Raw genomic sequence first — 24,322 nt, 5'->3', positions numbered from 1 at the left:
GAGTCACCCATGAGCCCTCTCCGCCATCCCCGTTGGTTACAAAGCAGCAGACTGGAAGCTGAAATTCAGGGGCGGTAGCCATGCTATGGGCTTGCCAATCCCTTCTGGTCACACCAAGAAGGCCGGCCAGCCGCTGACTCATCCACAACATGCAAAGCAAGGTGGTGTATGGAAACACAAACACTGCATCGCGGTCGGCTGATAGACCATCTCCAGCTGGTGGTGAAGGACTTGACCGCCAGCCAACGCTTTTACACGGCCGCACTGGCCGCCCTCGATATTCCCATGGGCGGCACCGGTGAGGGTTACTTCTGGGCAGACGAGCTGTTTGTCACCGCCATCGACAGCCCGGCGGCGCTCGGGGCACTGACCGGCCGCCATCATCTCGCCTTTCAGGCACAGGACAGAGCCATGGTTGAGCGTTTCTATCAGGCAGCCCTCGCCCATGGCGGCAAAGATAACGGCGCCCCCGGCGAGCGAAATTATCACCCCAGCTATTACGCAGCCTTTGTGCTCGATCCGGACGGCAATAATATCGAAGCGGTATATCACGGCGAGGCAAAGCGCAGTGCTGGATCGGTGGAGATTCGGTTTTAGAAATAGAATGGAACGCCAGTGATATGGGCCTCGCCATGGCGCAACGAGGTGGCTACGCCTTGCTCAATATAGTGATATCCTGATTTTCTTATTGGCTGTATTTTTATTTATCCGTAACAATGGAGCCAAAAGATGATGTCAAGCAAATACGGACAGACTCAGAACCAAGCTGGCAAAGTTATAATTTTAAATAAATTCTCCGCCACGGTGATAACGTCGGCACGGAATAATTCGGAAGGCTCGATTATCGGATCAATACAGCCTTCCATCTAATCACTGTTAGGCTTTAAGGGAAGCTATGGCTCATTTTTCTAGTTCAATGGAAAAAATTATTTCTGATTTCAAAAGACATAAGATTGATATATCTAAATCTGGTTTTTATGATGAACCTAACTTTCTGAAAGTTGAACAAAGAAACCCTGAGTATTTAAATAATTATGCTCGTTTTGTTCAAGATAAAGCTTATAGTTCAGAGTATCTAGATAAAGCTAGAAAAGTGATTCCATTGATAGCTAATGAGTTACACAAAGAGCTATTGAGAGATGGGAGGAAAGGAGCTTGCATTGACTTATCGATGGTTTTGTCTCGTATTTTAGAAAGGGAAGGTTTCTGGAATTACATTGTAAAAGGATCTCTTACCGTTTCTTTTCCAAATGGTTCAGGTATTGGAGACCGTTTTTTTTGGTCAATTGATCATGGAGAATTTTCTGCTGGACATGCGTGGGTCGTCGCTCCGCCTTTTGGGGTAATTGATTTAACTGTTAAGCAACAAGAACGAGATCTCAAAGAATTAAAATACCTTCCTGATTTCATTATATCTGAAGTGTTAACTCCAGAACTAGCAAAAGTTGAAGACATTATATCTCCTGAAATACGTCAGATATTGCAGGCTCAAGGGTTACATTCTGGCAATATGCTCTCGATGATAAACTCGACACTAGACAAAGTATTAGTTACATTTAAATCTGGCAGTGTTGAGCTAAAAAATACTAAATTTAAATATGTTCCTGTAGCTTTTGGCGCTCCAGATTGCGCCTTGGAGAATATGGTTGGTATATCAATCGATGGAATGTCTGCTATCGAGATGTACATGACGTTAGTTAAACCAAAGTTGGTGCTAGAAAAAACCTAACAAACACATCTAGTTGCAGGAAAAAAATAGGACACCCACCATCTCGATAGCAGACGTGCCTGACAAGGTGGGTGTCCTCTGTCAGTCTCCTCTGTCAGTCATCCCCTGCCAATCCAGCTCTGTCCCCCCCATGGGGATTCAATCCCCCCTGCCACTAACCTATAGTGAGCCCCTACTCGAACAACCTTTGCGAGCAGCAATATGTATATCGGCGAATTTGCCCGGCTGGCGGGCACCACCCCCAAGGCGATCCGTCTCTACGAACAGATGGGGCTGCTGCCCGAACCCAGGCGGCGCGGCAAGTATCGCGTCTACCGGGCGGAAGATCTGGAATGGGTCCAGATCATCCGTCAGGCCCAGCAGTTTGACTGCAAACTCAGCGAGCTCAGATCCCTGCTGGCTGGCCTGACCGACATGGCGCAATTTCCCTGGCAGGAGGCCGAACGCCTGATTGCCTGCAAGCTGGCCCAACTCACCGCCGAGACGGCTCGCCTGCAACACCAGCATCAGCAGCTGGCACAGTTCGCCGAACTGCTGCAACAGCATCCCTGCCGCACGCCTGTCCCCCAGCCAGGCTAAGCACGGGCAAACGCCCTTCGATGGCAGGCCAGCTGCACTGGCCAGCGACCCCATGAAAGAGGGCCACTGCGCCCCTTGACTCTGTCCCATGGGACAGAGGGTCTAATACGGGCTCACCCCATCAGGAGCCCTGACCATGCCACCTCGCCTGCTTATCATCAACGGCAATCTCAAACCCGACAGTTTCTGCCACGCCCTGGCCCGCGAGTATGCTCGCAGCGCCGAGGAGGCGGGCGCAGAGGTCACCCTGCTGCACGTGGGCGAACTGGCCTTCGAACCGGACTTGCGCCATGGCTATGACCTTATGCCGCCGCTGGAGCCGGATCTGCTGACGTTGCAGCAGAACCTGACTGCCGCTCATCATCTGGTGATCGTATCTCCCCTCTGGTGGGGCAGTCTGCCGGCACGCCTCAAGGGCCTGCTGGATCGCATCCTGCTCCCCGGCTTCGCCTTTCAATACATCAAGGGCAAGGCCCAGCCCCTGCGCCTGCTCGCGGGCAAGACGGCGCGCCTGCTGCTCACCATGGACAGCCCTGTCTGGTATTACCGCTGGTGGCTGGGGGATCCTGCCTCGCGCATCCTCGACAAGCAGGTACTGGGGCTGTGCGGCATCCGGCTCACCCACCGCCAGCACCTGGGCCCCATGCACACAGCCAACAATCAGGACAGGACCCGCTGGCTGACGCGCACAGCTGCGGCGGCCCGCGCCGATGTGCGCCGGCTCAGTCGCAGCGCATAAAAAAAGCCCCGCATCGCGGGGCTGGTTGTTATCGGCAGTGGCATATCAGTTCACGGCAACCGGCTCGCTTAGCGCATAAGGTGATGTCCGGTACTCGCGCTCGGCTTCATCAAAACGTGCCAGCATGCTCTCGGGAGGCGTCTTGTCCAACAGGCTGAACACCAGAATGGCCAGCGTGGAGAAGAGGAAGCCCGGAATGATCTCATAGAGCCCCAGCCAACCGAACTGCTTCCAGACGATGACAGTCAAAGCACCGACCAGCATGCCCGCCAGGGCGCCGTTACGGGTCATGCGCGACCAGAGCACGGAGAGCAGCACCACGGGACCGAAAGCGGCACCAAAACCAGCCCAGGCGTAGCTCACCAGCCCCAGCACCCGGTTCTCCGGATTCATGGCCACGGCGATGGCAACGATAGCGATCAGCAGCACCATCAGGCGGCCAACCCACACCAGCTCACGCTGGGAGGCGTTCTTGCGCAGGAATGGCTTGTAGAGATCTTCCGTAACGGCGCTGGAGCAGACCAGCAGCTGACAGCTCAGGGTACTCATCACAGCCGCCAAGATGGCGGAGAGCAGCACGCCGGCGATCCAGGGGTTGAACAGGATCTTGGAGAGCTCGATAAAGATCCGCTCCGGGTTGTCGGTGACGCCGGCGGCCTGCTCGGTGAAGGTGGAGAAGTAGGAGAGCCCGAAGAAACCGATGGCCACGGCACCACCGAGACAGAGTACCATCCAGGTCATGCTGATACGGCGAGCATTGGCCATGGAGTGGTGGGAATCTACCGCCATGAAACGCGCCAGTATGTGGGGTTGGCCGAAGTAACCCAGCCCCCAGGCCATCAGCGAGATGATGGCGATGATGTCCAGATTCTTGAACATGTCGAGGTTGCTGGCATTTTGTGCCGCCACCTGCACCATGGCGGTGTCGATGCCGCCGACGGCGATGATGACGAACACGGGGGTGAGGATCAGGGCGAAGATCATCAGAGTGGCCTGCACAGTGTCGGTCCAGCTCACCGCGAGGAAACCACCGAAGAAGGTGTAAGTGATGGTGGCCGCGGCACCGACCCAAAGGGCGGTGTCATAGCTCATGCCGAAGGTGCTCTCGAACAGACGGGCACCGGCCACCACGCCGGAGGCGCAGTAGATGGTGAAGAACAGCAGGATCACCAGGGCAGAGAGAATGCGCAGCACCCGGCTCTTGTCCTCAAAGCGGTAGGTGAAGTAGTCCGGCAGGGTCAGGGCGTTACGGTTTTTCTCGGTGTGAACCCGCAGTCGACCGGCGACCCAGCGCCAGTTGAGATAGGCGCCTATGGTGAGGCCGATGGCGATCCAGCTCTCCGAAATGCCGCCAATGAAAACGGCGCCCGGCAGGCCCATCAAGAGCCAGCCGCTCATGTCGGAGGCGCCGGCGGAGAGGGCGGTCACCCAGCTCCCCATGCGGCGGCCGCCAAGAATGTAGTCGTCAAAGTTGTGGGTGGCGCGATAGGCAATAAAGCCGATCAACACCATTCCGAGGATATACACCAGGAAGGTGATAAGCATTGGGGTGCTAGCTGTCATGCAAAACTCCGTTATGTGACTCTGTACCCGTTCTGACGACGGGCTCTTCCTTAAAAAATCCGCCCTAGCTTAATCAGCAGATCCCATGACCTCAACCATTTTTAACAAATAAAAAACACAACATAAACGTTTTATCTTTAATTAACGAACTACTCAAAGAGCAATCAGCCAGATTTTATCCTGACGCAGCAACCGCTTATCGGGTCGCCCACCCCCATGCTCCGGCCCGGCATGACGGTAAAAAAAAAGCCCCGGCCAGAGGCCGGGGCGAGAGACGATTGGCACCAGGATCAGCGATTGATCGCGATCGGCATGCCGCTGCGCTGCTCCAGCGCCTGCTTGACCAGCTGGGAATCGCTGTCGGCGTGGGCAATGAAGCGGGTCACGGCCGGGGTCATCGGCAGCGGCGCCGGCAGGCTGGAGTTGAACTCCTCCTGATTGCGGGAGAGCGGCTGATGCACTTCCAGGTAGCGGCGACCATCCGGCTCGACCGAGGCCTTGATCGGCTGGTTGACGAACTGCACGCGAGTGCCGACCGGTACCTTCTTGAACAGGTATTCGATGTCGTCGTTGCGCAGACGCACGCAGCCGTGGCTCACTCGCAGGCCGATGCCGAACTGGGCATTGGTGCCGTGGATGGCGTACATCTTGCCGATGTAGAGCGCAAACAGCCCCATGGGGTTGTCCGGGCCGGCGGGCCAGACTGCTGGCAGACTCTCGCCACGGGCGGCATACTCGGCATGCATCTTGGCAGTGGGCGTCCAGGTCGGGCCCGCCTTCTTGCGCTGCACGCTGGTCACCCAGTTTTCCGGGGTGTCGGTGCCGAGCTGGCCGATACCGATGGGCAGCACTTCCACCACCTTCTTGCCTTTCGGGTAGTAGTAGAGGCGCATCTCAGCCACGTTCAGCACTATCCCCTCGCGCGGGGCATCCGGCAGGATCAGCTGATGCGGCACTATCAACTTCTCGCCGGTCTGCAGCAGCAGGGGATCCGCCTTGGGGTTGGCCTCGAGCATATTGGTCAGACCCAGCTGGAATTTGGCGGCAGCGGCTTCCAGCGGCTGGCCATTTTCCTCTGCCGGGACCACGTATTCCAGATTTTCACCCACCAGGCGGCTGTTGGCCGCAGGCAGGGCATATTCAACAGCGAGCGCAGGCGCGGCGCCCAAGAGGAGGCTGCAGCACAGTGCGGCCGCAGTATTGTGAAGGAGCTTCATAACTTTCCTGTAATGGATGACGTGGTTCAAGACTCTGGGCTGACCCGGGAGCGGCAGGGCGATCCGGGGGGCGAAGAGAAGGCCGCCATTTTTCTCCTCCGCACAGCAAATTTCAACTGACAAGTGGCGGCGGGTCGGTGATTAATATCGCTTTTTTATCCGCCGCCAGCTCTCGTCGGATGGTCATTTACCCCTTTTGCCAGGTGCGCATATCGTAACCTGTGGGAGATTGGTGCAACCGCAGATGAAATTGCTCAATGATGGCAAAGATATGGTCGAAAATATCGGCCTGGATCCCTTCGTAATCGGCCCAGGCGGTGGTCGCGGTGAAGCAGTAAATCTCCAGCGGCAGACCATCCGTGGATGGTGCCAGTTGGCGTACCATCAGCGTCATGTCCTTGCGAATGCCGGGGTGGGCCCGCAGGTAGGCGTCCAGATAGGCACGCAGGGTGCCGAGGTTGGTGAGATGACGGCCGTTGATGGGACAGCTGATGGCATCACTGAGCTGCTGGTTGTAGGCGCTCAGCTCCTGCTCCTTGCGACTCAAGTAAGGTGCCAGCAGTTGCGCCTGCTTGAGCTGTAATTGCTCCTCCGCCGTCAGAAAGCGCACGCTGGTCATGTCGATACTGACGCTGCGCTTGATGCGACGACCGCCAGATTCCGTCATCCCCTGCCAGTTCTTGAAAGAGTCGGAGATGAGGGCATAGGTGGGTATGGTGGTAATGGTCTTGTCCCAGTTCGACACCTTGACCGTAGTGAGACCTATGTCGGTCACCTCGCCATCGGCACCGTACTTGTCCATCTGCAGCCAGTCACCGACGCTCAGCATGCGGTTGGCGGAGAGCTGGATGCCGGCCACCAGCCCGAGGATGGGATCCTTGAACACCAACATCAACACGGCGGTCATGGCACCCAGGCCACTGAACAGGAACAGGGGTGACTTGCCGAGCAGCAGGGCGATCATCAGGATGCCGACCAGAATGCTGCCGACCAGCTTTACTCCCTGGAAGATGCCACGCAGGGGCAGATCCCGTCCGAGCCGGGTATAACGGCTCACCGACAGCATGCAGTCGAGCAGAGCGAACAGCGCCAACAGCAGGAACAGCAGGATCCAGAGTTGGGCCACCATCTCGATCAGTTGCAGGCTGTCTGAGTTGCGCGGCAGCCAAATCTCGGCCTGACCGAGCAACACGGCTCCCTGAAACACGAAGGCGAGCCGGTAGAACAACCGCTGTTGCAGCTGAGGTGGCAGCCATACCTGCTTGGTTTTGCCGAGCACCCCCACCAGCCGAACCAGCAGGACTCGATGCAGCAGCATGTGCAGCACCAACGAGGTCAGGATGATAAAGCCCAAGGCGATCACCAGCGCCATCAGGTTGCTGACTTCAACCCCCATGCCGGTCAGCCAGCGGAAAAACATCTCCTTCATCCCTACCTCCCATGTGTGAAACTGCCGTCAGAGTACGTATCTGCCACCCCATGTCAAATGACGGCGAGTACGACGCCACAAATGACAACGCCCGGCACAGGCCGGGCGTCGATTCAGAACGAGGTGGCGTTAACCCACCAGGCTCAGGGCATCGCGGGCGATGACCAGTTCTTCGTTGGTGGGCATCACCAGCGCCAGGCGGCTGCCTTCGGCCGTGATGGGGCCCTCGCCACCGAGCACGGCAGCATTGTTTGCTTCTTTATCTACCTTGAAGCCGAACAGGGCCAGCCGATCCAGCACCATCTCGCGCACCATGGCGGCGTTTTCACCGATACCGCCGGTGAACACCAGAGCATCCAGACGACCTTCCATGGCGGCGGCATAGGCACCGACGTACTTGGCCACCCGGTAGGTGAACACATCCAGCGCACGCTTGGCGCCGGCGTCGGTCGCATAGTTGGTGGTGACATAGCGACAGTCACTGCTCACCTCGGTCAGGCCCAGCAGACCGGATTCACGGGTGAGAGTGTGGTTGATCTCGTCCACGCTGTAACCGAGCTGGTCGTGCATAAAGAAGACCACGGCGGGGTCGATGTCACCGGAGCGGGTGCCCATCGCCAGCCCTTCCAGCGGGGTCAGGCCCATGGAGGTGTCGACGGACTCGCCGTTCTTGATGGCGCAGACGGAGGCACCGTTGCCCAGGTGACAGTTGATGATGTTGAGCTCATGCAACGGTTTGCCCAGCGCCTTGGCGGTCTCTTCCGCGATGAAGCGGTGGGAGGTGCCGTGGGCGCCGTAACGACGGATGCCATTCTCTTTATAGAGCTTGTAGGGCAACGCGTAGAGATAGGCTTCCTGCGGCAGAGTCTGGTGGAAGGCGGTGTCGAACACGGCTACGTTCTTCTCGACCAGGGCCGGGAAGACCTTGAGCGCGGCGCGGATGCCGATGAGGTGCGCCGGGTTGTGCAGGGGAGCGAACGGAATGGCGGCTTCGATGCCGGCGATCACGCCATCATCGATGCGAACGGAGCGGGAGAACTGCTCGCCGCCGTGCACGATGCGATGGCCGATGGCCACCAGCTGCTCGGCCAGAGAGGGATCCTGGGGCAGGATATGACCCACGATATGGTCGAGGGCAGCCTGGTGTGCGGCGCCCGCTCCCAGCATGGCTTCGCCCTTGACCCCGTGGAGTTTCCATTTGATACGTGCATCATCCAGATTGAAGCATTCGGCCAGGCCGGACAGCATGTCCTCACCTGTTTCGGCGTCCATTACGGCAAATTTCAGGGAAGAGCTACCGCAGTTAAGGATCAATACCAACTTGCTCATGTTCTACATCTTCCTGTGCTTCGGCTTTATGCCGACAGTGTCGTGTCATCCAGAAGTGGATGGGATTCCCCTGCCGGGGGCTTATGGTCGCAGGAAAGTGCGCCCAATTTTTCAATACGTTAAGTGCAGATCCTGATGATTCCGTGCACTCATCTCAGCTGCACCGTCTGTTACAGGCCGGCCAGCAGATCCCTGTGCACCTTGACCACCAGCTTCTTCACTTGAGCCGGCTGGTTGGGGGTACAGAGAGGGCGATGCAGTTCTCCCGGCCAGAAGATGGCGAAGTCGCCGGGCTGCAACGCCAGATAACTGGTCTGTTCGTCGTCGACGAACCAGAGATCGGGATGGGGATGATCGGCGCCCTCATTGACATAAGCATGAGGCCCGACGCCTATCCACTCTTCACCACGCAGCAGCAGCTGGATATCCAGATACTGCTGATGAAACTCGCCACGGCGGTCCGCGGCCGGCTCGGTCAGCTCTTCGCTCACCAGACAGAACAGCATGAGGCCGTCGATCTCGCGCTTGCCGATCGGCGCATTCAGCCACTGCTCCACACTCTTCACCACCTCGACCATGATGCGATCCAGCGGGGCGGGCAGCGGCGTGCGCTGCAGGGTATTCAGACTGCCGGTGATCATGGCGAGCGGATCCTTAGGTGTATTCAGGCGACATCTTCGCCGTAAAATGAAAAAGGACCCTGTTGAGGTCCTTGTGTCACACCGTCCGCAATCCGTGCAGACAGGAGTAGAGCATTTGCTCGTGCCGAGCGTGATGAGGGCACTTTTACACACTCATCCGCAGCTTGCCAAGAGGCGCAAGCGTATTCGCCCAGTGATCGTACCAGCTGAAACAATATTATTCACTACTCCATCGCCGTCGACTTTGACCAGACGCAAAAACGGGAGCATCTGCTCCCGTTTTTTTCACACAACCGGTGTCATTCAAGCCTTGCGGGCATTTTCCACTGGCTTGGCATACATGGCGCGCCAGATCGCCTTGTGCTCTTCCGGCACCTCCGACTGACGGGTCAGGAAGGCCGCCTGCTCGATGGTATTGGCCTTGCCGGACACATCTGCGGCCAGGTAGTTGCCCGGGAAGAGGCGATAGTTACCCCAGATCGCCTTGTCGATCAGCGCCGCCAGTTCGTCCGGATCGCTGAAGCCCTCGGTGATGGGGGCGCCGAAGGAGACATGTACCCGCCCCTTCTGGCCGACGATACCGGCGACTATGCTCTCGATGTCCTCGAACTCGCCCTTCTCGTAGCTACCGTTGACCGACTTCTCGTACAGCTCGCGCGCCTTGGCCTTGTCGGTCGGATCCAGCTCGTAGCTGATGCTGACCGGCACGATATTGAGGCTGCGCATGTAGTCGACGAAGTCGATTTTCTGTTTCTTGCCATCCACATAGAACATCTTGAGGATGGCCGGATCCGTCTTGTCATCGCCATTCTTGGCGCGCCCTTCCTTCTGGGCGATCCAGATGGAGTGGCCCTCGTGCACCGACTGGCCTATGTAGGCCGACAGCTCGCCGAGGGCTTTCATCATCTCCCGCGGCCCCTTGGCGGAGCGCTTGACGATGAAACTCTTGTTGAGCTTCATCAGCTCGGTGGCGCAGGGTTTGCGCAGCAGGTTGTCGCCGATGGCGATGCGCACGGTATCGAAACCGTGGGTGTGCAGCCCCCAGTTGACGAACGCCGGATCCATGGCGATGTCTCTGTGGTTGGAGACGAACAGGTAGCCCTGCTCCTTCTTCAGATGCTCGATCCCCGAGAAAGTCACCCCCTGGGTGGAGGTAGCGATCATCCGGCTCATGTAGCGGGTTACCCCCATCTGCACCTGATGCACCGTGGTCACCCTGGACCACTTGTAGCGCAGGAACTGGCGGATCAACGGACGTAGGGCCCAGCCCAGCCAGCTCATCAGTGAGCCGAAACGATACTTGGCGATGGCGCCGACAAATTCATCATCCCGGATCAGCCGCTCGATGGCTGCCGGCACTTCTTCATCGCGGTAGGGGCGAATGTCCGCGAATCTATCTACTTCTGTCACAGTGTCAGCCTTGCATGTACGGAGGCGCGGCCAGCGCGCGCTGGCCGGAAAATTCAGGGCGCAATTTTACACGCTTTTATGCCAAGGGGTATGTGATGTACGTAGATAGTGAGATCTGACCAGTGAAATAAGCAAACGACCCCATTTGGGCCATTTTTACTCTTCCACCGTGAACGAGAGCATCATGCCGGTATCTTCGTGCTCCAGCAGATGGCAATGCGCCATGTAGGCCCGCTCCTTCGGCGCCGGGTGATCGAAACGCACCAGCACCTCGCTGCGCCCGCCCTCCACTTTCACCATGTCCTTCCAGCCGGCACGGTGCGGTGCCACCGGCTGGCCATTCTCGCTCAGGATCCGGAAGCGGGTGCCGTGGATATGGAAGGGGTGCAGCATCATGTCCCCCTCCCCCGAGATGATCCAGCGCTCGGTCTGACCCCGCTTGACCGCAAACTGCGGGTCATTCATGGCGAAGGGCTGGCCGTTGATCCGGTTGCCACCGTGCAGATCCAGCGGCTTGGCACTGCCCTTGCCGTCCTGCATCCCGGCCATGCCGCCATGATCCATCCCCACCATGCCACCGGCATCGCCTTGCGATCCCTTCATCTCCCCCATTTCCATGCCAGCCATGCCCGCGGCACTGCCATGATCCATGCTCATGCCCGCCATGGCACCGTGACCATAACGCCCCATCAGCGCCTGCATCCCCTGCCGATCCAGCTCGGGATCCATCGACAGGGTCAGGGTGCGGCTCGGCAAGCCTTGAGTGGCAGGCAGCGCGGGCAGGCGGGCCAGACTGTCCGGCAGCCGCCCCTTGCCCTCGATCAGGGAGGGCTGGATCCGCAGCAGCGGCAGCGCTGCATCGAACGGTGCCAGGGTCATCCCCATCTGGCGCACTGGCAGGGTGAGCAGATCGAACGCCTTGCCGTTGCGGGCATCCACCATCACCTCGAACCGCTCCCCCGGCAGCAGCGCCAGCTCGCTCAGCGCCACCGGCTCCGCCAGCAGGCCGCCATCGCTGCCGATCACATACAAAGGACGGCCGTCACTGGTCGCCAGCGTGAGGGAGCGGGCATTGCAGCCGTTGAGCAGCCGCAGCCGCAGCCAGCCGCGAGGAGCGTCGTGGGTCGGATAGACGGCGCCGTTGGTCAGCATCAGATCGCCGAACCAGCCGACCGCCGCGCTCATCACATCCAGCTGGTAGTCCACCTGATCCCGCGCATCGAGCCGTTTGTCCTGCAGCACCAATGGGATGTCGTCCACGCCCCAGCGCTGGGGCAGCGGCAGCCGCAGACTCTCTTCGTCGTCGAGGATGAAGAGCCCGGCCAGCCCCATCGCCACCTGATGGCCGGTCTGACCGTGGGTATGAGGGTGATACCAGCAGGTGGCCGCCGGCTGCTCGATGCGAAACGCCGCCTGCCACTGCTTGCCGGCGGGGATGCTGGCCTGCGGGCCGCCATCAGCGGTGCCGGGCACCTCCAGCCCGTGCCAGTGCACAGTGGTGGTCTCGGCCAGCCGGTTGCTGACCCGGATCCGCACCGCCTGCCCCTGACGGGCACGCAGGGTGGGGCCGAGCAGGTTGCCGTTGTAGCCCCAGCTATGGGTCGGCTGGCGTCGCCAGCGCATCTGGCCGGGCTGGGCGTTCAGCTGGATCACGCCGCTTTCATCCGGTTCGAGTACGGCGGGAATCGGCAGGGCGGGCCGTTCGGCGGCGAAGGCCCGGCCCCACCAGGGCAGAGCGCCGGCGACGCCGAGCGCTGTGGAGAGTTTGAGAAAATCGCGACGCTGCATGAGTCGATCCTCGTTGGCGGAAGCTGACCCTCAGCCTAAGCAGCAACCCTATGGCAAGGTCAAGCCTTGTCGATCAAATTGGCGGACAAGCGCCGGCTTGTCCGCTTGCCAGCAGGGTGCCATGCCCCTCAGGCCAGTGCTAGGGTGACCGCCGCCTCGGCGTGGATGGCGATAGTAGCGTCGTCGAGCGGCACCGCGGCCTCTGCATCTCCCACCATCTGGCTTATCCGCTTGCCATCATCGTCAAGACAGCGCCAAGCTCACCGCCGCCTCGGCGTGGATGGCCGTGGTGTCATAGAGCGGCACTGCGGCCTCGGAATCCCCCACCAGCAGCGCAATCTCGGTGCAGCCGAGGATCACCGCCTGGGCACCCGCCCCGGCCAGCCCGGCTATGATGGCCAGGTACTCGGCCCGCGACGATTCGCGAATGTCGCCAAGGCACAGCTCGTCATAGATGATGCGGTGCACCCGCTCCCGCTGCGCCTCGCCGGGCACCAGCACCGCCAGCCCGAACTTCTCCTGCAAGCGCCCCTTGTAGAAATCCTGCTCCATGGTGAAGCGGGTGCCGAGCAGGCCGACCCTTTGTATCCCGTCTGCTTGCAGCTGACGAGCGGTGGCATCGGCGATATGGAGCAGCGGGATGTCGATGGCGGCCTCGATCTCGGGCGCCACCTTGTGCATGGTGTTGGTGCCGATCAGCAGAAAATCGGCGCCACCGGCCTGGATGGCCCGCGCCTCGACCGCCAGCAGGCGGGCGGTGGCGGGCCAGTCACCAGCGTGCTGCAACCGCTCTATCTCGGCAAAATCGACGCTGCTCAGCAGCACCCGCGCCGAGTGCAGGCCGCCGAGCCGCGCCCGCACGCCCCGGTTGAGCGCCTGATAGTAGCTGACGGTGGACTCCCAGCTCATGCCACCCAGCAGACCGATACATTTCATGGGACCTCCTTGTACAAACCAAGCAGAGGGCGGCGCACGTCATGTCGCACCGCCAATGAAATAAAAAAGGCCCCGCAGGGCCAACAAGACAGCCGGTAAAGGCCCGGGCGCAAGCCCGGACTAAATCCAGATCATCAGCACGCAGGCCGCCGTGGCGACTCCCATGCCGAGATTAAAACGACGCCAGCCACGGGCAGTGCGAATGAGGCGACGCACCTGGGCACCGAACAGCACCCAGAAAGCGCCGGTATAGAGGCCGGTCACGAAAAAGATGCCGAGCACCCAGATGGCGGAGGGCCAGTAGGCCTCCCCCGCCAGGGTGAAACCGCTGATGGCGGAGAGCGCCATCATCCATGCCTTGGGATTGAGCAGTTGCAACATGGCCCCCTGGTGGGCCGGGATCAGTGGCCGGTTGCCCTCCGCCGGGCCGCTGGCGGTCGCCACCCTCCAGGCCAGCCAGAGCAGGTAGGCCGAGCCGATGAGCTTGAGCCCGTCGTGCAGCAGCGGCACCTGCTCGAACATCACCCCAAGCCCCAGCGCCGTGGCCAGGATCATCAGGTTGATCCCCCCGACTACCCCCACCAGCAGGGGAAGGGTGCGGCGAAAACCCTGCGCCGCCCCGGCACTGGTGAGCAGCATGTTGTTGGGCCCCGGCGTACCACAGGTGATGAGGGCAAAGCCCGTCAGGGGAAGCAACCAGTTCAGATCCATCTCAACCTCTTGGTGATACAAACGCCGGCTCGGCGGCAAGCCTTCTAATATGCAGAGCCAGCCCCGCGGCGACAAGTCAGAAATGGCTCTTTCTTGCCCGCCAGCGCGGTGCGACTCAATACCAGAGCATGACTACACAGAGCGCCGTCAGCGCCCCGAGGGAACCGTTGAGCCGGCGCCAACCCCGATCCGTGCTGATCCAGTTGCTCAGCTGATGGCCGAACAACACCCAGACAAAGCAGACCGGGAAACCTACCAATGGAAAGATCAGCATGATCCCCCACAGGCTCGGCCAGTAACTGGCACCGGGCAGACTGAACAGGCTGATGGCGGAGATGGCCATCATCCAGGCCTTGGGATTGAGAAACTGGAAGCCCAGCCCTTCCAGCAGGGTTAGCGGTCGTGCACGCCGTGCCGGATCGCCGGGGGCGCCGGCCACCGCGATGCGCCACGCCAGCCAGAGCAGATAGAGGCTGCCGAAGATCTGCAAACCGAGGCGCAGCAGGGGCCACTGCTCGAACAGAGGGTAGAGCCCCAGTGCCATGACCAGTTGCAATACGGGTTGACCCACCGCCACGCCAGTCAGGTGTGGCAGGGTACGACGCACCCCGAAGTTGGCACCGGATGCCGTCAACATGAGGTTGTTGGGCCCAGGCGTACCGCAGGTGAGCACGGCAAAGCCGAGCAGGGTGACATACCATTCCATCGTCATGAGTGACTCCTGAATTGCGCACATTGTATCGATACAATGTGCCATTCTTGATTGTTATTGGGTGTAAATTCACGCTATATTGCGAACAAATTTGGATCAATGGATTTATTGTCACCATGACAATCTGGACCCCGGACCTCACCCCCTTTGCCGGCCCCCTCTACCTCAAACTGGTGAAGGCCATAGAGCAGGCCATTCAGGACGGCACCCTGTCACCCCAGACCCGGCTGCCCACCCACAGGGCACTGGCGGATCGGCTGGGGGTCACGGTCGGCACAGTCACCCGCGCCTATGGGGAGGCGGAGCGACGCGGCCTGCTGGCCGCCAAGGTGGGGCACGGTACCTGGGTCAAGGGTGCAGGCATGGATCCGGCCAACGAGTGGGTGATCCGCAAGGAGGAGGGGCACCGCATCGAGTTGTGGCAGAACCTGCCGGTGCAGCTGGACAGGGCCGCCATCATACGTCCCATGCTGGGGGAGCTGGCTGACGGGGATCTCAATGCCCTGCTCGGCTACGACAAGGAGGCGGGCCAGCCCGGCCAGCGTCAGCTCTTCATCGACTGGCTGGCCGAGCAGGGGGTGCACGGCAGCGAGGAGCGCCTGCTGTTCAGCCACGGCGCCCAGCACGGCATCATGCTCTCCCTGCTGGCCACCGGCTGCGTGGGGGAGACCATTTTGTGCGAGGGGCTCAGCTATCCCGGCATGCTGGGCAATGCCCGCCAGCTGAAGAATCAGGTGGTGGGGCTGGCGATGGACGAAGAGGGACTGCTGCCCGATGCGCTGGAGGCCGCCTGCCGCACGCGGCGAGCCAAGCTGCTCTATCTCACCCCCACGCTGCAAAATCCCACCACCGCCATCATGAGCCAGGCGCGGCGCGAGGCCGTCGTCGCCATCGCCCGCCACCACGACCTGCTGATCATCGAAGATGACGTCAACGGCCTGCTGCCCCAGATCCCGGTGGCGCCTCTGGTCAACCTGGCGCCGGAGCGGGTCATCTATCTGGGCAGCCTGGCCAAGATCGCCTGCGGCGGCCTGCGGGTCGGCTTCGTGCTGGCACCGCCCGCCCTGCGCAACGCCTTCGCCCAGGCGATGCGACTGTCGAGCTGGATGGTGAGCCCGCTCTTGATCGAGCTGGCCTGCAAGCTGGTGAGCCAGCGCCAGATCATGCCATTGGTCGAGCAACAGCGGCAGATCCTGGCACGTCGCGGCGAGCTGCTGCGCCACCTGCTGCCGGGAGCCCGCTGGCAAGCGGGATCCATGCACGCCTGGCTGCCGCTGCCGGAGCCCTGGCGCAGCCAGGCGTTCGCCGAGGCAGCCAACGCCCTTGACGTCGGGGTGGCGAGCGGGGAACACTTCGCCGCCGGCCAGTTCGCCGCGCCGCAAGGGGTGCGGCTGAGCCTGAGCCAACCGGCCACGGATGCCCGCGTCGCCGAGGGGCTGGAGCGGCTGGCGCAGCTGCTGCGGGGCTCCCCGCCCCCCAATCCCTTGCTATAGTCAGCCACTATTTGGCCCAATACGCCCAGAACCGCGCGCTCGAAGGAGAGCCCATGCACCCGACCCGTGTCTCACTCCTGTTTGTCACCCTGCTGCTGGGGGGCTGCGCCTCGCCCGGTCATCAACAGCTGGGCACGGCACTGACCGGGCTGGAAGGGGAGCTGCAGCGGCTGGAGGAGGAGCTGGCGGCCATGAACGGCCTCCATTATCAGAAGGCGATAGACGCGCCGCTCAGCCTGCGCCGCGTGCTGGCTACCCCAAGCCAGGCGCAGGATGGCCTGCAACCAGTGCAGCGCCAGCTGCAGGATGGGCCGCGGCTCGACTACCACTACCGGCTGCCGGATGGCATGACGACCCTGCCCATCGGCAACCCCTGCCTGCGTTACGAATTCGAGCTGCGCCACCTGGGTCGTTTTGGCCAACTAGCCCTCAGCTGGGAGGGACGCGACGGCCAGGGTTCCCGCCTGATCCGCCAGAGTGACTGCCCCTTCTCCGCCAAAGGCCCCGGCCTGCAATAAAAAGCACCTTACCCGCCTCACGCAGGGCCTTGACCCGAGGGAGGTATTGACCTCAGTACACTTTTTCGCCCACATTGATAGCTCTCTTTGACTCCAATCAGATGCCATACTTTTTTAGTATCGTGAACCAGCAAGGGAGCGCCAAGGATGCAAATCCTGTTGATCGAAGACGATGCCATGCTCAGTTCAGTCCTCTCCAAGGGGCTGAATGAGCAAGGTATTGCGCCATCCCAACTGATCTACTGCAAGGAGCTCACCACCCTGCCGGCTCTGCTGCGTCAACAGTCATTCGATGCCATCATCTGCCGCCAGTATCGCCATCAGGCCCATGAAGGGATCCGCCTGCTGCAGGAGGCGCACTATCTGGGCTTGCTCGAACCGGGCTGCGTGCTGCTGTTGCTGGATGAAGATCATGATCTGCTGCTTCAGTATCCCCCCTCGGATCTCTACTTCCCTCTGCACCTGCCCATGCCGTTCACCACAGAGCAACTGACGCTCTGCCTGCACGATCTGGTGCTGCTGACAGGGCTGACCCGCCCCCTGCCCGCCCCGATGAAGCTGAGGGAGTGGCATATCGGCTGCGCCCTGTGTGAAGACCTGCTCTATCAGCAGCAAAAGTACCGGGAGCTGGGCCCGCTGCTGGACAGGGTCAAGGGTTACATGCTGCTGCAGCAGCAGGATCACTTCCACGCCACCCAGCACTATGCCATGTGCACCACGGAGCACGACGCCTGGTGGCCGCGCAAGGGCCTTATCCACGCCCTGCTGGGATTGAACAAGCTGGACAGCGCGCGCAAGGATCTGGCCCGCAATCAGGAACGGCTGCCACCCAACATACAGCTGGAGCTGATACTGGCCTGCCTGTTGCACGAGTCGCAGTGGGAATCTGCCTGGGAGGTGCTCAGCCAGTTGCTGCACAAGCAGCCCTGGCAGCCCGAGTGGCGCCAGGCCGCCATCCTGCTGGCCCTGCTGCTCAAAGACGAGGAGAAGGCACTTGAGCAGGCCAACGCCCTCAGCCTGCGCTTCTTCGCCGATCACAAATTCCGGGTATCCATCGAGAATTTCATTCTGAACGCCAGCCTGGCGGTGATCTGGCGCTACCCCACGGCGGCCAGGATCAGCGCGTTGCAGCAGGAGTATCAGTACCTCAGCCAGGCCGTGACCCTGCGCGCTCATGAGAGTGCCTTGCTGCAGGCCCTGATGCTGAGCCTGGATTATCGCTTCGACGAGGCCCTGCTGCTGTTGGCCAAGCACCCGCCGGAAACGGCGCGGGACAACCACCTCAACCAGCTGCTCGGTTTTGCCGTCAGCCAGTTCTGCGGCCTGCCCCACCACGCCCAGCGCTATCTGGCACAGCTCAGCCAGTATCAGGCCAGGGTGGCCCCGGCCCCGCTGATCCAGCAGTTGTTCAAGCAGGTGATCACCGATCAGAAGCTGCAACTGGAGCGCCGTGAACAGCGCCTGACCTATCTGCGCCAGGAGCGGCAAAGAGCGACCGTGGCGGGCCAGCATCAGCTCGCCGTGCAGTACGCCCTGACCCTGCAGGAAGAGTTTCCGGCGCTGCCCGGCGATGCCTGGCAACTGCTGGAATTGTTGCAACTGTGCTGGCCCGCCGGCATGCCGGCCCCCAAGGTAGCGCTGCTGGTTGACCGGCTGGAGCGGCGCCTGAGCCACAGCGCCTCCTTCATGGAGCACCACGCAGAGGAGTACCGCAAGACCCTGTTGCAGATCCGCTCCCACCTCAATCCCCGCCTGCCCGCCACGCCCCCCAACTGAGCCCGGCACAGGCCGGGCCTTGTTATCAGACGCCCAGGCAGAACCCGGCACGGCCGGGCCTTGCTGGCAGGCCCCCAGGTAAAGGCCGGCTTACAGCAGACCCCGCACCAGGATCCCGGCGATCAGCAGCGGCGCCACCAGTCGCCAGCACCAGAGCAGACCGAAGCGCAGTACCGGAGAGAGGCCGGCGGGCAATATGCGGTCCCCCAATCGCCAGCCCAGCAGCAGGGTCAGCACCAAGCCGAACAGCGGCATCATCAGGTTGGAGGTGAGGTAGTCGAGCAAGTCAAAGAGGGTCTTGCCAAACAGGGTCAGCTCGCTCCAGGGGCCGAACGACAGGCTGACCGGAATGCCGGAGGCCATGATCAGCAGAGTCAGCACCCGGCAGGCGCCACGGCGCGACCAGCCCCACTCCTCCGTGGTGAAGCGCACCAGATGCTCCAGCATGGAGATGGAGGAAGAGAGCGCCGCCACCAGCAGCAACAGGAAGAACACCACCCCCAGCCCCTGACCAAACGGCAGATGGCTGAACACGGCGGGCATGGTCATGAAGGTGAGACCGGGGCCGGCGGTAGGATCTATGCCGGTGGAGGCCAGCGCCGGGAAGATCATCAGACCCGCTAGCACCGAGATGAGGCTCGCCAGGGTCACTACCCAGACCCCGGAGCGCAGCACCCCCTCGCTGCTCGGCAGGTAGGCGCCATAGGTGGTGTGCACGCCAAGGCCGATGGAGAGAGAGAAGAAGGCCAGCCCCAGCGCATCCAGCACGCTCTGGCCGGTCAGCATGGAGAAATCAGGCAGCAGCAGCTGGCGCACGCCAGCCATGGAGCCGGGCATGGAGAGCCCCACCCCCACCAGCAGCAACATCATGATGAACAGCGCCGGCATCATCCAGCGCAGCGCCCGCTCCACCCCCTTCTGGATACCGCCCTGCACGAACCACCAGGTCAGTCCGGCGAACACCAGATGGGTCAACACCGGCCACCAGGGATCGCTGACATAGCCGTTGAACAGGGCGGTGAGGGCACTGCCCTCGCTCAGGTTGAGCTTGCCCATCACAGCCAGTGCCGCGTAGCCCACGGTCCAGCCGCCGACCACGCTGTAGAAGCTGTAGATGAAGAAGCCGCACAGTATCCCCATGTAGCCCATCCAGCGCCAGTTCGGCCCCACCAGCTGGTTGAAGGCGCCGAGCACCCCGCGCTGGCTGCGGCTGCCGAGCAGCGTCTCCCCCACCAGCACGGCTACCCCCAGGGTGAAGCTGAACAACAGAAACACCAGCAGGAAGGCACCACCGCCATTGGTGGCTGTCACATAGGGAAACTTCCAGATGGCGCCAAGGCCGATCGCCGTGCCGGCCGCCGCCAACACATGACCGAGACGGGAAGACCACTGAACCTGGCTCATACAACCTCCGGGCAAGACAACATTCGATACTCCATGGGTAGCCGCACGATGCGGGGCAACAAAAAAGGCCGCCTGGTGGCGACCTTTGCAATGAACATTCAGACAAACTGCGCGTGCAAGGTCACCTCTCTTGCGAGCTAAAAAATCGGCCGAACAGCGCGAAAATGGGTGACATGGATGGGGTGACCTGAACGCCAAAAAGGAGCAACAGCCTAAACCATGGAAAGAAAAATTGACACATGCTTGATAAAAATTTTTCAATCTGGCTGAAAAAGCAACGCCGCACCTCGTTCGCCAATTCATTGCGCGATAATAGTCTTAACCTTTGTGGGCACATTAGCCGCCGAAGCAGGGGAGAACACGCCTCTCCCCCGCATTGCGGGCAGGCCAGTGCCCCTGACTTGCATGGATCTACCGACGTGACGCACCTGACCGGATACCGCATGAAATGGACGCTTCTCCCCTGGCTACTGTTGAGCAGTTTGAGCCTGTCGGCGCAGCCCGCCCTGACCTTGCTCAGCCATGAGCTGCCCCCCTTTACCCAATCCCGTGATGGCCAGCTCGACGGGCTGGCCGTTCGGCTGGTACAGGAAGCCCAGCAGGAGATGGGGGTCAACTATCCCATCAAGCTCTACCCCTTGAAGCGGGCGCTGGCGCTGACCCGGGTCGAGCCGGGTTTTGCCATGTTCGTGGTGCTGCGCACGCACCAGCGGGAAACCCAGTTCAAGTGGGTGGGGCCACTGTTCCTGAACCGGGTGCTGATCTACCAGGCCAGGGGCAGCCAGCCGCTGACCGATCTGGCCCAGTTGCGCAAGCTGGAGCGGGTCGGTGTCCTGCTCGGCAGTGCCGATGATGAGCGACTGACCCATGAGGGCTATGCCAATCTGGTGCGCTACAAGACGGTCGAGGAGGCCGTCGAGCGGCTGGTGCTCGGCAAGATAGATGCTTTCCCCATGGGGGAGCTCATCATGGAGGCCACTCTGACGCAGATGAAGTTCTCTCCCCGCAGCGTGATGAACTCCAGGGTGTTGCTACACGAGAACTGGCTCTACATCGCCTTCTCCAAAAGCGAGGATGACGCCGTGATCGCCCGCTGGCAGGCCGCCATCGACAAGGTCAAAGCCAGACACGCACAGACTCAGTCGCCCGCCCAACCCTGAATCCATTACACCAGCCCCCGCACCAGGATGCCGCCGATCAGCAGGGGGGCCAGCCAGCGCCAGCAGCCCATCACCAGCGCGCGCCAGTGTTGTGCCAATCCCCGGGGCAACGCCTGCTGACCCAGTTTCCAGCCCAGCAACAGGGTGAGCGCCAGCCCGAACATGGGCATCATCAGGTTGGAAGTGACGAAATCCAGCAGCTCGAAGATGTTCTTGCCAAACAGGGTCACCTGCGCCCAGGGGCCGAATGACAGGCTGACCGGTATGCCGTTCACCATCACCAACACGGTGATCAGGCTGCTGGCCGCGCGGCGCGACCAGCCAAAGCTTTCGCAGAGGAAGCACTGCAGATGCTCCAGCAACGAAATGGCCGACGAGAGTGCCGCCACCACCAGCAGGGAGAAGAAGCTCACCGCCAGCCCCTGACCGAACGGCAATTGCTGGAACACTGCCGGCATGGTCATGAAAGTGAGACCCGGGCCTGCGGCAGGATCGATACCGGTCGCCGCCAGCACCGGGAAAATCATCAAGCCCGCCAGCACGGCAATGAGGCTCGCCAGCAACACCACCCAGAGGCTGGAACGGCCCACGCCGTCACTGGAAGGCAGGTAGGCGCCATAGGTGGTGTGAATACCGAGCCCGATGGAGAGGGAGAAGAAGGCCAGCCCCATGGCATCGAGTACCCCGGACATGCCGAGCTTGCTGAAGTCCGGCATCAGGAAGTGGCGTACCCCGGCCATGGCATTGGGCAGGGTGAGACCGAAGGCCACCAGCAGCAGGATCATGATGAACAGGGCCGGCATCATCCAGCGCAGGGTGCGCTCCACCCCTTTCTGCACGCCGCCCTGCACGAACCACCAGGTAAGCCCGGCGAACAGCAGATGGGTCAGCACAGGCCAGAACGGATCGCCGACGTAATCGTTGAAGCGGGCGGTGAGTGCGGCGCCATCGCCGTGTTGCAGGCTACCCGCCAGCGCCATGCCGGTGTAACCCAGAGTCCAGCCACCCACCACGCTGTAGAAGCTGAAGATGAGCAGGCTGCAGAGCAGGCCCATGGCCCCGACCCAGCGCCAGCGCTTGCCCATCAGTTCGCCAAAGGCCCCCACCACCCCGCGCCGGCTCAAGCTGCCGAGCAGTGTCTCCCCCATCAGTACGGCCACCCCCAGGGTGAAACTGAACAGCAAAAAGACCAGCAGGAAGGCACCGCCACCGTTGGCGGCCGTCACATAGGGGAACTTCCAGATAGCGCCGAGACCGACGGCGGAGCCTGCGGCGGCCAGGATATAACCGAGCCGGGATGACCATTGGGACTGCTTCATAAGAACTCCAATACAGGTGCCCACCACCTGGGCCCGAAATGGCGCTCAGAGTACGGTCATGGCCACGCAATCACAACGCCGCTTATCGGGTTAAAAAACGATTTATTGGCATCATTACCTAATTAAATTCGATTTAACGCACTATCGTGCCACCATATAAAACCGGAGCGCATTTGCTCCGGTTTTATATGGTGGTGGACCTGCGGCAGGGACTAGATCACCCCCAGCTCCCGCAGCCGCTCCATCAGGTAGCTGTGGGCGGTATGACGCTCGGAGAGCACCACGTCCGGCCGCGGATGGAGGAACAGCGGCAGTGAGATGCGGGACTTAGCGGCGCTGCCACCGGTCGGGTTGATGACCCTGTGGGTGGTGGAGGGGTAATAACCGTGGGAGGCCTCCTGCAGCATGTCACCTATGTTGATGATGAGGGTGCCAAAATCGCACGGTACGTCCATCCACTCCCCGTCGGAACCCTTCACCTGCAGGCCCGGCTCGTTGGCGGCGGGCAGTATGGTCAGCAGGTTGATGTCTTCATGGGCGGCGGCGCGGATGGCACCCGGCGCCTCTGTGCCATCGAACGGCGGATAGTGCAGCACCCGCAGCAGGGTCTTCTGGCTCTCTTCGATCATGGAGGAGAGCGGGCAGCTGTAGTGGGCGGCGATGTCGGCCGGGGTGTATTGCTCGACCCAGCCCAGCAGCTCGGCGGCCAGGTTGTTGGCGAGGCGATAATACTCCATCGCCTGCTCTTTCAACTCTTCCGGCATCTGGCCCCAGGGGTAGAGATGGAAATACTCCTTGATGTCCTTCTGGCTGTGACCCTTGGCCACCTCGGACACCGACGGCGGGAAGTAGCCATCCTGAGTCTCGCGATTGAACAGGAAATCCTGCTTCTGCTCGCTCATGAAGAAGCGATACCAGTTGTCATAGATGGACTGCACCAGCTCTTTCGGGATGGGGTGGTGGGTCAGCACACCAAAGCCGGTGGTACGCAGGGATTCGGTGAAGCGCTGCGCCGCATCGGGCGAGCGGTAATCGACAGTCAGGACTTTCATTATTTTTGTTACGCGCCAGTTAAAAGATGGCGCAGTTTACCTCGCCCATGACCACAAGGAAAGTGAGCCGCCCCTCCAGCCCCGGCCCGTCGCCAATAGTGATAAAAACGTCAGAAAACGGCGCCAGCCAAGACCCGCGCTCACTCCTTGTCCTGACCCGGCATCCTCACTAGAATGCCCCACCATCATTGCTGTCGGAGCCCGTTTATGTCCCCCAAGATCCTGTTGCTGACCCTGCCTTTCCTGCTCGCCGGTTGCAGCTCGCTGTCGGAAGAGGAGTGCCGCGCCATGAGCTGGTACAACCTCGGCTATCAGGATGGGGAACAGGGCAAGACCCGGGCGGCCACCCGTGACTATGTGTCGACCTGTGGTGAATACGGCCTCAAGGTGGATGAAGCCGAGTGGAAGCGTGGCTATGCCAAGGGGCTGGAGCTCTACTGCATTCCCGAGCTCGCCTACAGCAAGGGCAAGTCTGGCACCGAGTATCTGGGGGTCTGCCCCAACGATGCCAGCTTCCTCACCCAGTACGATCGCGGTCGCAATGAGTACCTGCTGGAGAAGCAGCTCAGCGAGATCAGGAGCGACATGGAGCAGACAGAGCAGGATATCGAACAGCTGGAGCGGCAGATCCGCAATGAGAATGACAGCAAGCAGCGCGACTACTACCGGGCCCAGCGCGAGCGCGCCATCCGCCATTACGAGGGGCTGCGCCGCGACTACAACAGGATCCGTTTCCCGGATCGGGTGATCCAGTTCTCCTTCGGGAACTGACAAACAAAAAAGGGGCCGACATGGCCCCTTTCTGTTGCTGTTTCTG

The 24,322-nt window shown here is 61.1% G+C and carries 22 protein-coding genes and 1 pseudogene; 9 read left to right on the top strand and 14 right to left on the bottom strand.

All coding sequences use genetic code 11. From position 1 onward, the window contains the following. The first annotated feature begins 168 nt into the window (after window positions 1-168). The 4 genes from ACW5XD_RS17450 to ACW5XD_RS17435 all read left to right on the top strand — a co-directional run bounded on the left by ACW5XD_RS17450 (window position 169) and on the right by ACW5XD_RS17435 (window position 3,047). Window positions 169-597 carry a VOC family protein gene (locus ACW5XD_RS17450; protein WP_456495947.1) on the top strand — a complete coding sequence of 143 codons (429 nt, stop codon included), beginning with the start codon at window positions 169-171 and terminating at the stop codon, window positions 595-597. Between the two features lie 298 nt (window positions 598-895). Continuing rightward, window positions 896-1,729 (top strand): hypothetical protein, encoded by an 834-nt coding sequence (locus ACW5XD_RS17445; protein WP_456495946.1) that lies wholly within the window; start codon window positions 896-898, stop codon window positions 1,727-1,729. 201 nt (window positions 1,730-1,930) lie between these two features. Continuing rightward, on the top strand, window positions 1,931-2,308 hold the full coding sequence (locus ACW5XD_RS17440) for a MerR family transcriptional regulator (protein WP_456495945.1): 378 nt from the start codon (window positions 1,931-1,933) through the stop codon (window positions 2,306-2,308). 136 nt (window positions 2,309-2,444) lie between these two features. Further along, complete coding sequence (locus tag ACW5XD_RS17435) at window positions 2,445-3,047, top strand: NAD(P)H-dependent oxidoreductase (RefSeq protein WP_456495944.1); 603 nt, start codon at window positions 2,445-2,447, stop codon at window positions 3,045-3,047. Between the two features lie 45 nt (window positions 3,048-3,092). Here the strand turns inward: ACW5XD_RS17435 and putP are convergent, their stop codons facing one another. The 11 genes and pseudogenes from putP to ACW5XD_RS17380 all read right to left on the bottom strand — a co-directional run bounded on the left by putP (window position 3,093) and on the right by ACW5XD_RS17380 (window position 14,783). After that, a complete protein-coding gene (gene putP / locus ACW5XD_RS17430) occupies window positions 3,093-4,610 on the bottom strand; it encodes a sodium/proline symporter PutP (protein ID WP_456495943.1) in 1,518 nt (505 codons plus the stop codon). 290 nt (window positions 4,611-4,900) lie between these two features. After that, complete coding sequence (locus tag ACW5XD_RS17425; RefSeq protein WP_073351664.1) at window positions 4,901-5,827, bottom strand: L,D-transpeptidase family protein; 927 nt, start codon at window positions 5,825-5,827, stop codon at window positions 4,901-4,903. Window positions 5,828-6,014: 187 nt separating this feature from the next. After that, window positions 6,015-7,256 (bottom strand): mechanosensitive ion channel family protein, encoded by a 1,242-nt coding sequence (locus tag ACW5XD_RS17420; protein WP_456495942.1) that lies wholly within the window; start codon window positions 7,254-7,256, stop codon window positions 6,015-6,017. 129 nt (window positions 7,257-7,385) lie between these two features. Further along, on the bottom strand, window positions 7,386-8,585 hold the full coding sequence (locus tag ACW5XD_RS17415; RefSeq protein ID WP_456495941.1) for an acetate kinase: 1,200 nt from the start codon (window positions 8,583-8,585) through the stop codon (window positions 7,386-7,388). A 170-nt stretch (window positions 8,586-8,755) separates the two neighbouring features. Next, window positions 8,756-9,226, bottom strand: a complete 471-nt coding sequence (locus tag ACW5XD_RS17410) for a YhcH/YjgK/YiaL family protein (protein ID WP_456495940.1) — start codon at window positions 9,224-9,226, stop codon at window positions 8,756-8,758. A 303-nt stretch (window positions 9,227-9,529) separates the two neighbouring features. Beyond that, a complete protein-coding gene (locus ACW5XD_RS17405) occupies window positions 9,530-10,636 on the bottom strand; it encodes a 1-acyl-sn-glycerol-3-phosphate acyltransferase (protein ID WP_456495939.1) in 1,107 nt (368 codons plus the stop codon). Window positions 10,637-10,792: 156 nt separating this feature from the next. Further along, the gene (gene cueO / locus ACW5XD_RS17400; protein WP_456495938.1) at window positions 10,793-12,424 is read right to left on the bottom strand and encodes a multicopper oxidase CueO; all 1,632 of its coding nucleotides are present in this window, start codon (window positions 12,422-12,424) and stop codon (window positions 10,793-10,795) included. A gap of 128 nt (window positions 12,425-12,552) precedes the next feature. Beyond that, a pseudogene (locus ACW5XD_RS17395) lies at window positions 12,553-12,651 on the bottom strand (aspartate racemase); the annotation flags it as partial. Between the two features lie 16 nt (window positions 12,652-12,667). Then, entirely contained in the window at window positions 12,668-13,360 is a 693-nt protein-coding gene (locus ACW5XD_RS17390) for an aspartate/glutamate racemase family protein (protein WP_456495937.1), read from the bottom strand. A 120-nt stretch (window positions 13,361-13,480) separates the two neighbouring features. Next, the gene (locus ACW5XD_RS17385) at window positions 13,481-14,071 is read right to left on the bottom strand and encodes a LysE family translocator (protein ID WP_456495936.1); all 591 of its coding nucleotides are present in this window, start codon (window positions 14,069-14,071) and stop codon (window positions 13,481-13,483) included. A gap of 115 nt (window positions 14,072-14,186) precedes the next feature. Beyond that, complete coding sequence (locus tag ACW5XD_RS17380) at window positions 14,187-14,783, bottom strand: LysE family translocator (RefSeq protein ID WP_456495935.1); 597 nt, start codon at window positions 14,781-14,783, stop codon at window positions 14,187-14,189. A 116-nt stretch (window positions 14,784-14,899) separates the two neighbouring features. Between ACW5XD_RS17380 and ACW5XD_RS17375 the strand changes: the two genes are divergently transcribed. From ACW5XD_RS17375 to ACW5XD_RS17365, 3 genes are all read left to right on the top strand, one after another. After that, window positions 14,900-16,276, top strand: coding sequence for an aminotransferase-like domain-containing protein (locus ACW5XD_RS17375; protein WP_456495934.1), 1,377 nt, complete (start codon window positions 14,900-14,902; stop codon window positions 16,274-16,276). A 53-nt stretch (window positions 16,277-16,329) separates the two neighbouring features. Beyond that, window positions 16,330-16,794, top strand: coding sequence for a hypothetical protein (locus ACW5XD_RS17370; protein ID WP_456495933.1), 465 nt, complete (start codon window positions 16,330-16,332; stop codon window positions 16,792-16,794). A gap of 147 nt (window positions 16,795-16,941) precedes the next feature. Beyond that, window positions 16,942-18,570 (top strand): hypothetical protein, encoded by a 1,629-nt coding sequence (locus ACW5XD_RS17365; RefSeq protein ID WP_456495932.1) that lies wholly within the window; start codon window positions 16,942-16,944, stop codon window positions 18,568-18,570. A gap of 90 nt (window positions 18,571-18,660) precedes the next feature. On the opposite strand, the gene ACW5XD_RS17360 is transcribed toward ACW5XD_RS17365, so the two are convergent. Beyond that, entirely contained in the window at window positions 18,661-19,974 is a 1,314-nt protein-coding gene (locus tag ACW5XD_RS17360; protein WP_456495931.1) for a sodium-dependent transporter, read from the bottom strand. A gap of 443 nt (window positions 19,975-20,417) precedes the next feature. Between ACW5XD_RS17360 and ACW5XD_RS17355 the strand changes: the two genes are divergently transcribed. Further along, a complete protein-coding gene (locus ACW5XD_RS17355) occupies window positions 20,418-21,134 on the top strand; it encodes a substrate-binding periplasmic protein (RefSeq protein WP_456495930.1) in 717 nt (238 codons plus the stop codon). Window positions 21,135-21,139: 5 nt separating this feature from the next. On the opposite strand, the gene ACW5XD_RS17350 is transcribed toward ACW5XD_RS17355, so the two are convergent. Continuing rightward, window positions 21,140-22,453: a sodium-dependent transporter gene (locus ACW5XD_RS17350; protein WP_456495929.1), complete on the bottom strand. Its 1,314-nt coding sequence runs from the start codon at window positions 22,451-22,453 to the stop codon at window positions 21,140-21,142. A 212-nt stretch (window positions 22,454-22,665) separates the two neighbouring features. After that, window positions 22,666-23,505: an isopenicillin N synthase family dioxygenase gene (locus ACW5XD_RS17345; RefSeq protein WP_456495928.1), complete on the bottom strand. Its 840-nt coding sequence runs from the start codon at window positions 23,503-23,505 to the stop codon at window positions 22,666-22,668. Between the two features lie 207 nt (window positions 23,506-23,712). On the opposite strand from ACW5XD_RS17345, the gene ACW5XD_RS17340 reads away from it, so the two are divergent. Beyond that, window positions 23,713-24,276 carry a DUF2799 domain-containing protein gene (locus ACW5XD_RS17340; RefSeq protein WP_456495927.1) on the top strand — a complete coding sequence of 188 codons (564 nt, stop codon included), beginning with the start codon at window positions 23,713-23,715 and terminating at the stop codon, window positions 24,274-24,276. Window positions 24,277-24,322 lie beyond the last annotated feature (46 nt).

This window comes from Aeromonas enterica (assembly GCF_054052465.1).
Note: the sequence above shows the minus strand (reverse complement) of the source record. Positions and strands in the feature narration are given on the sequence as shown.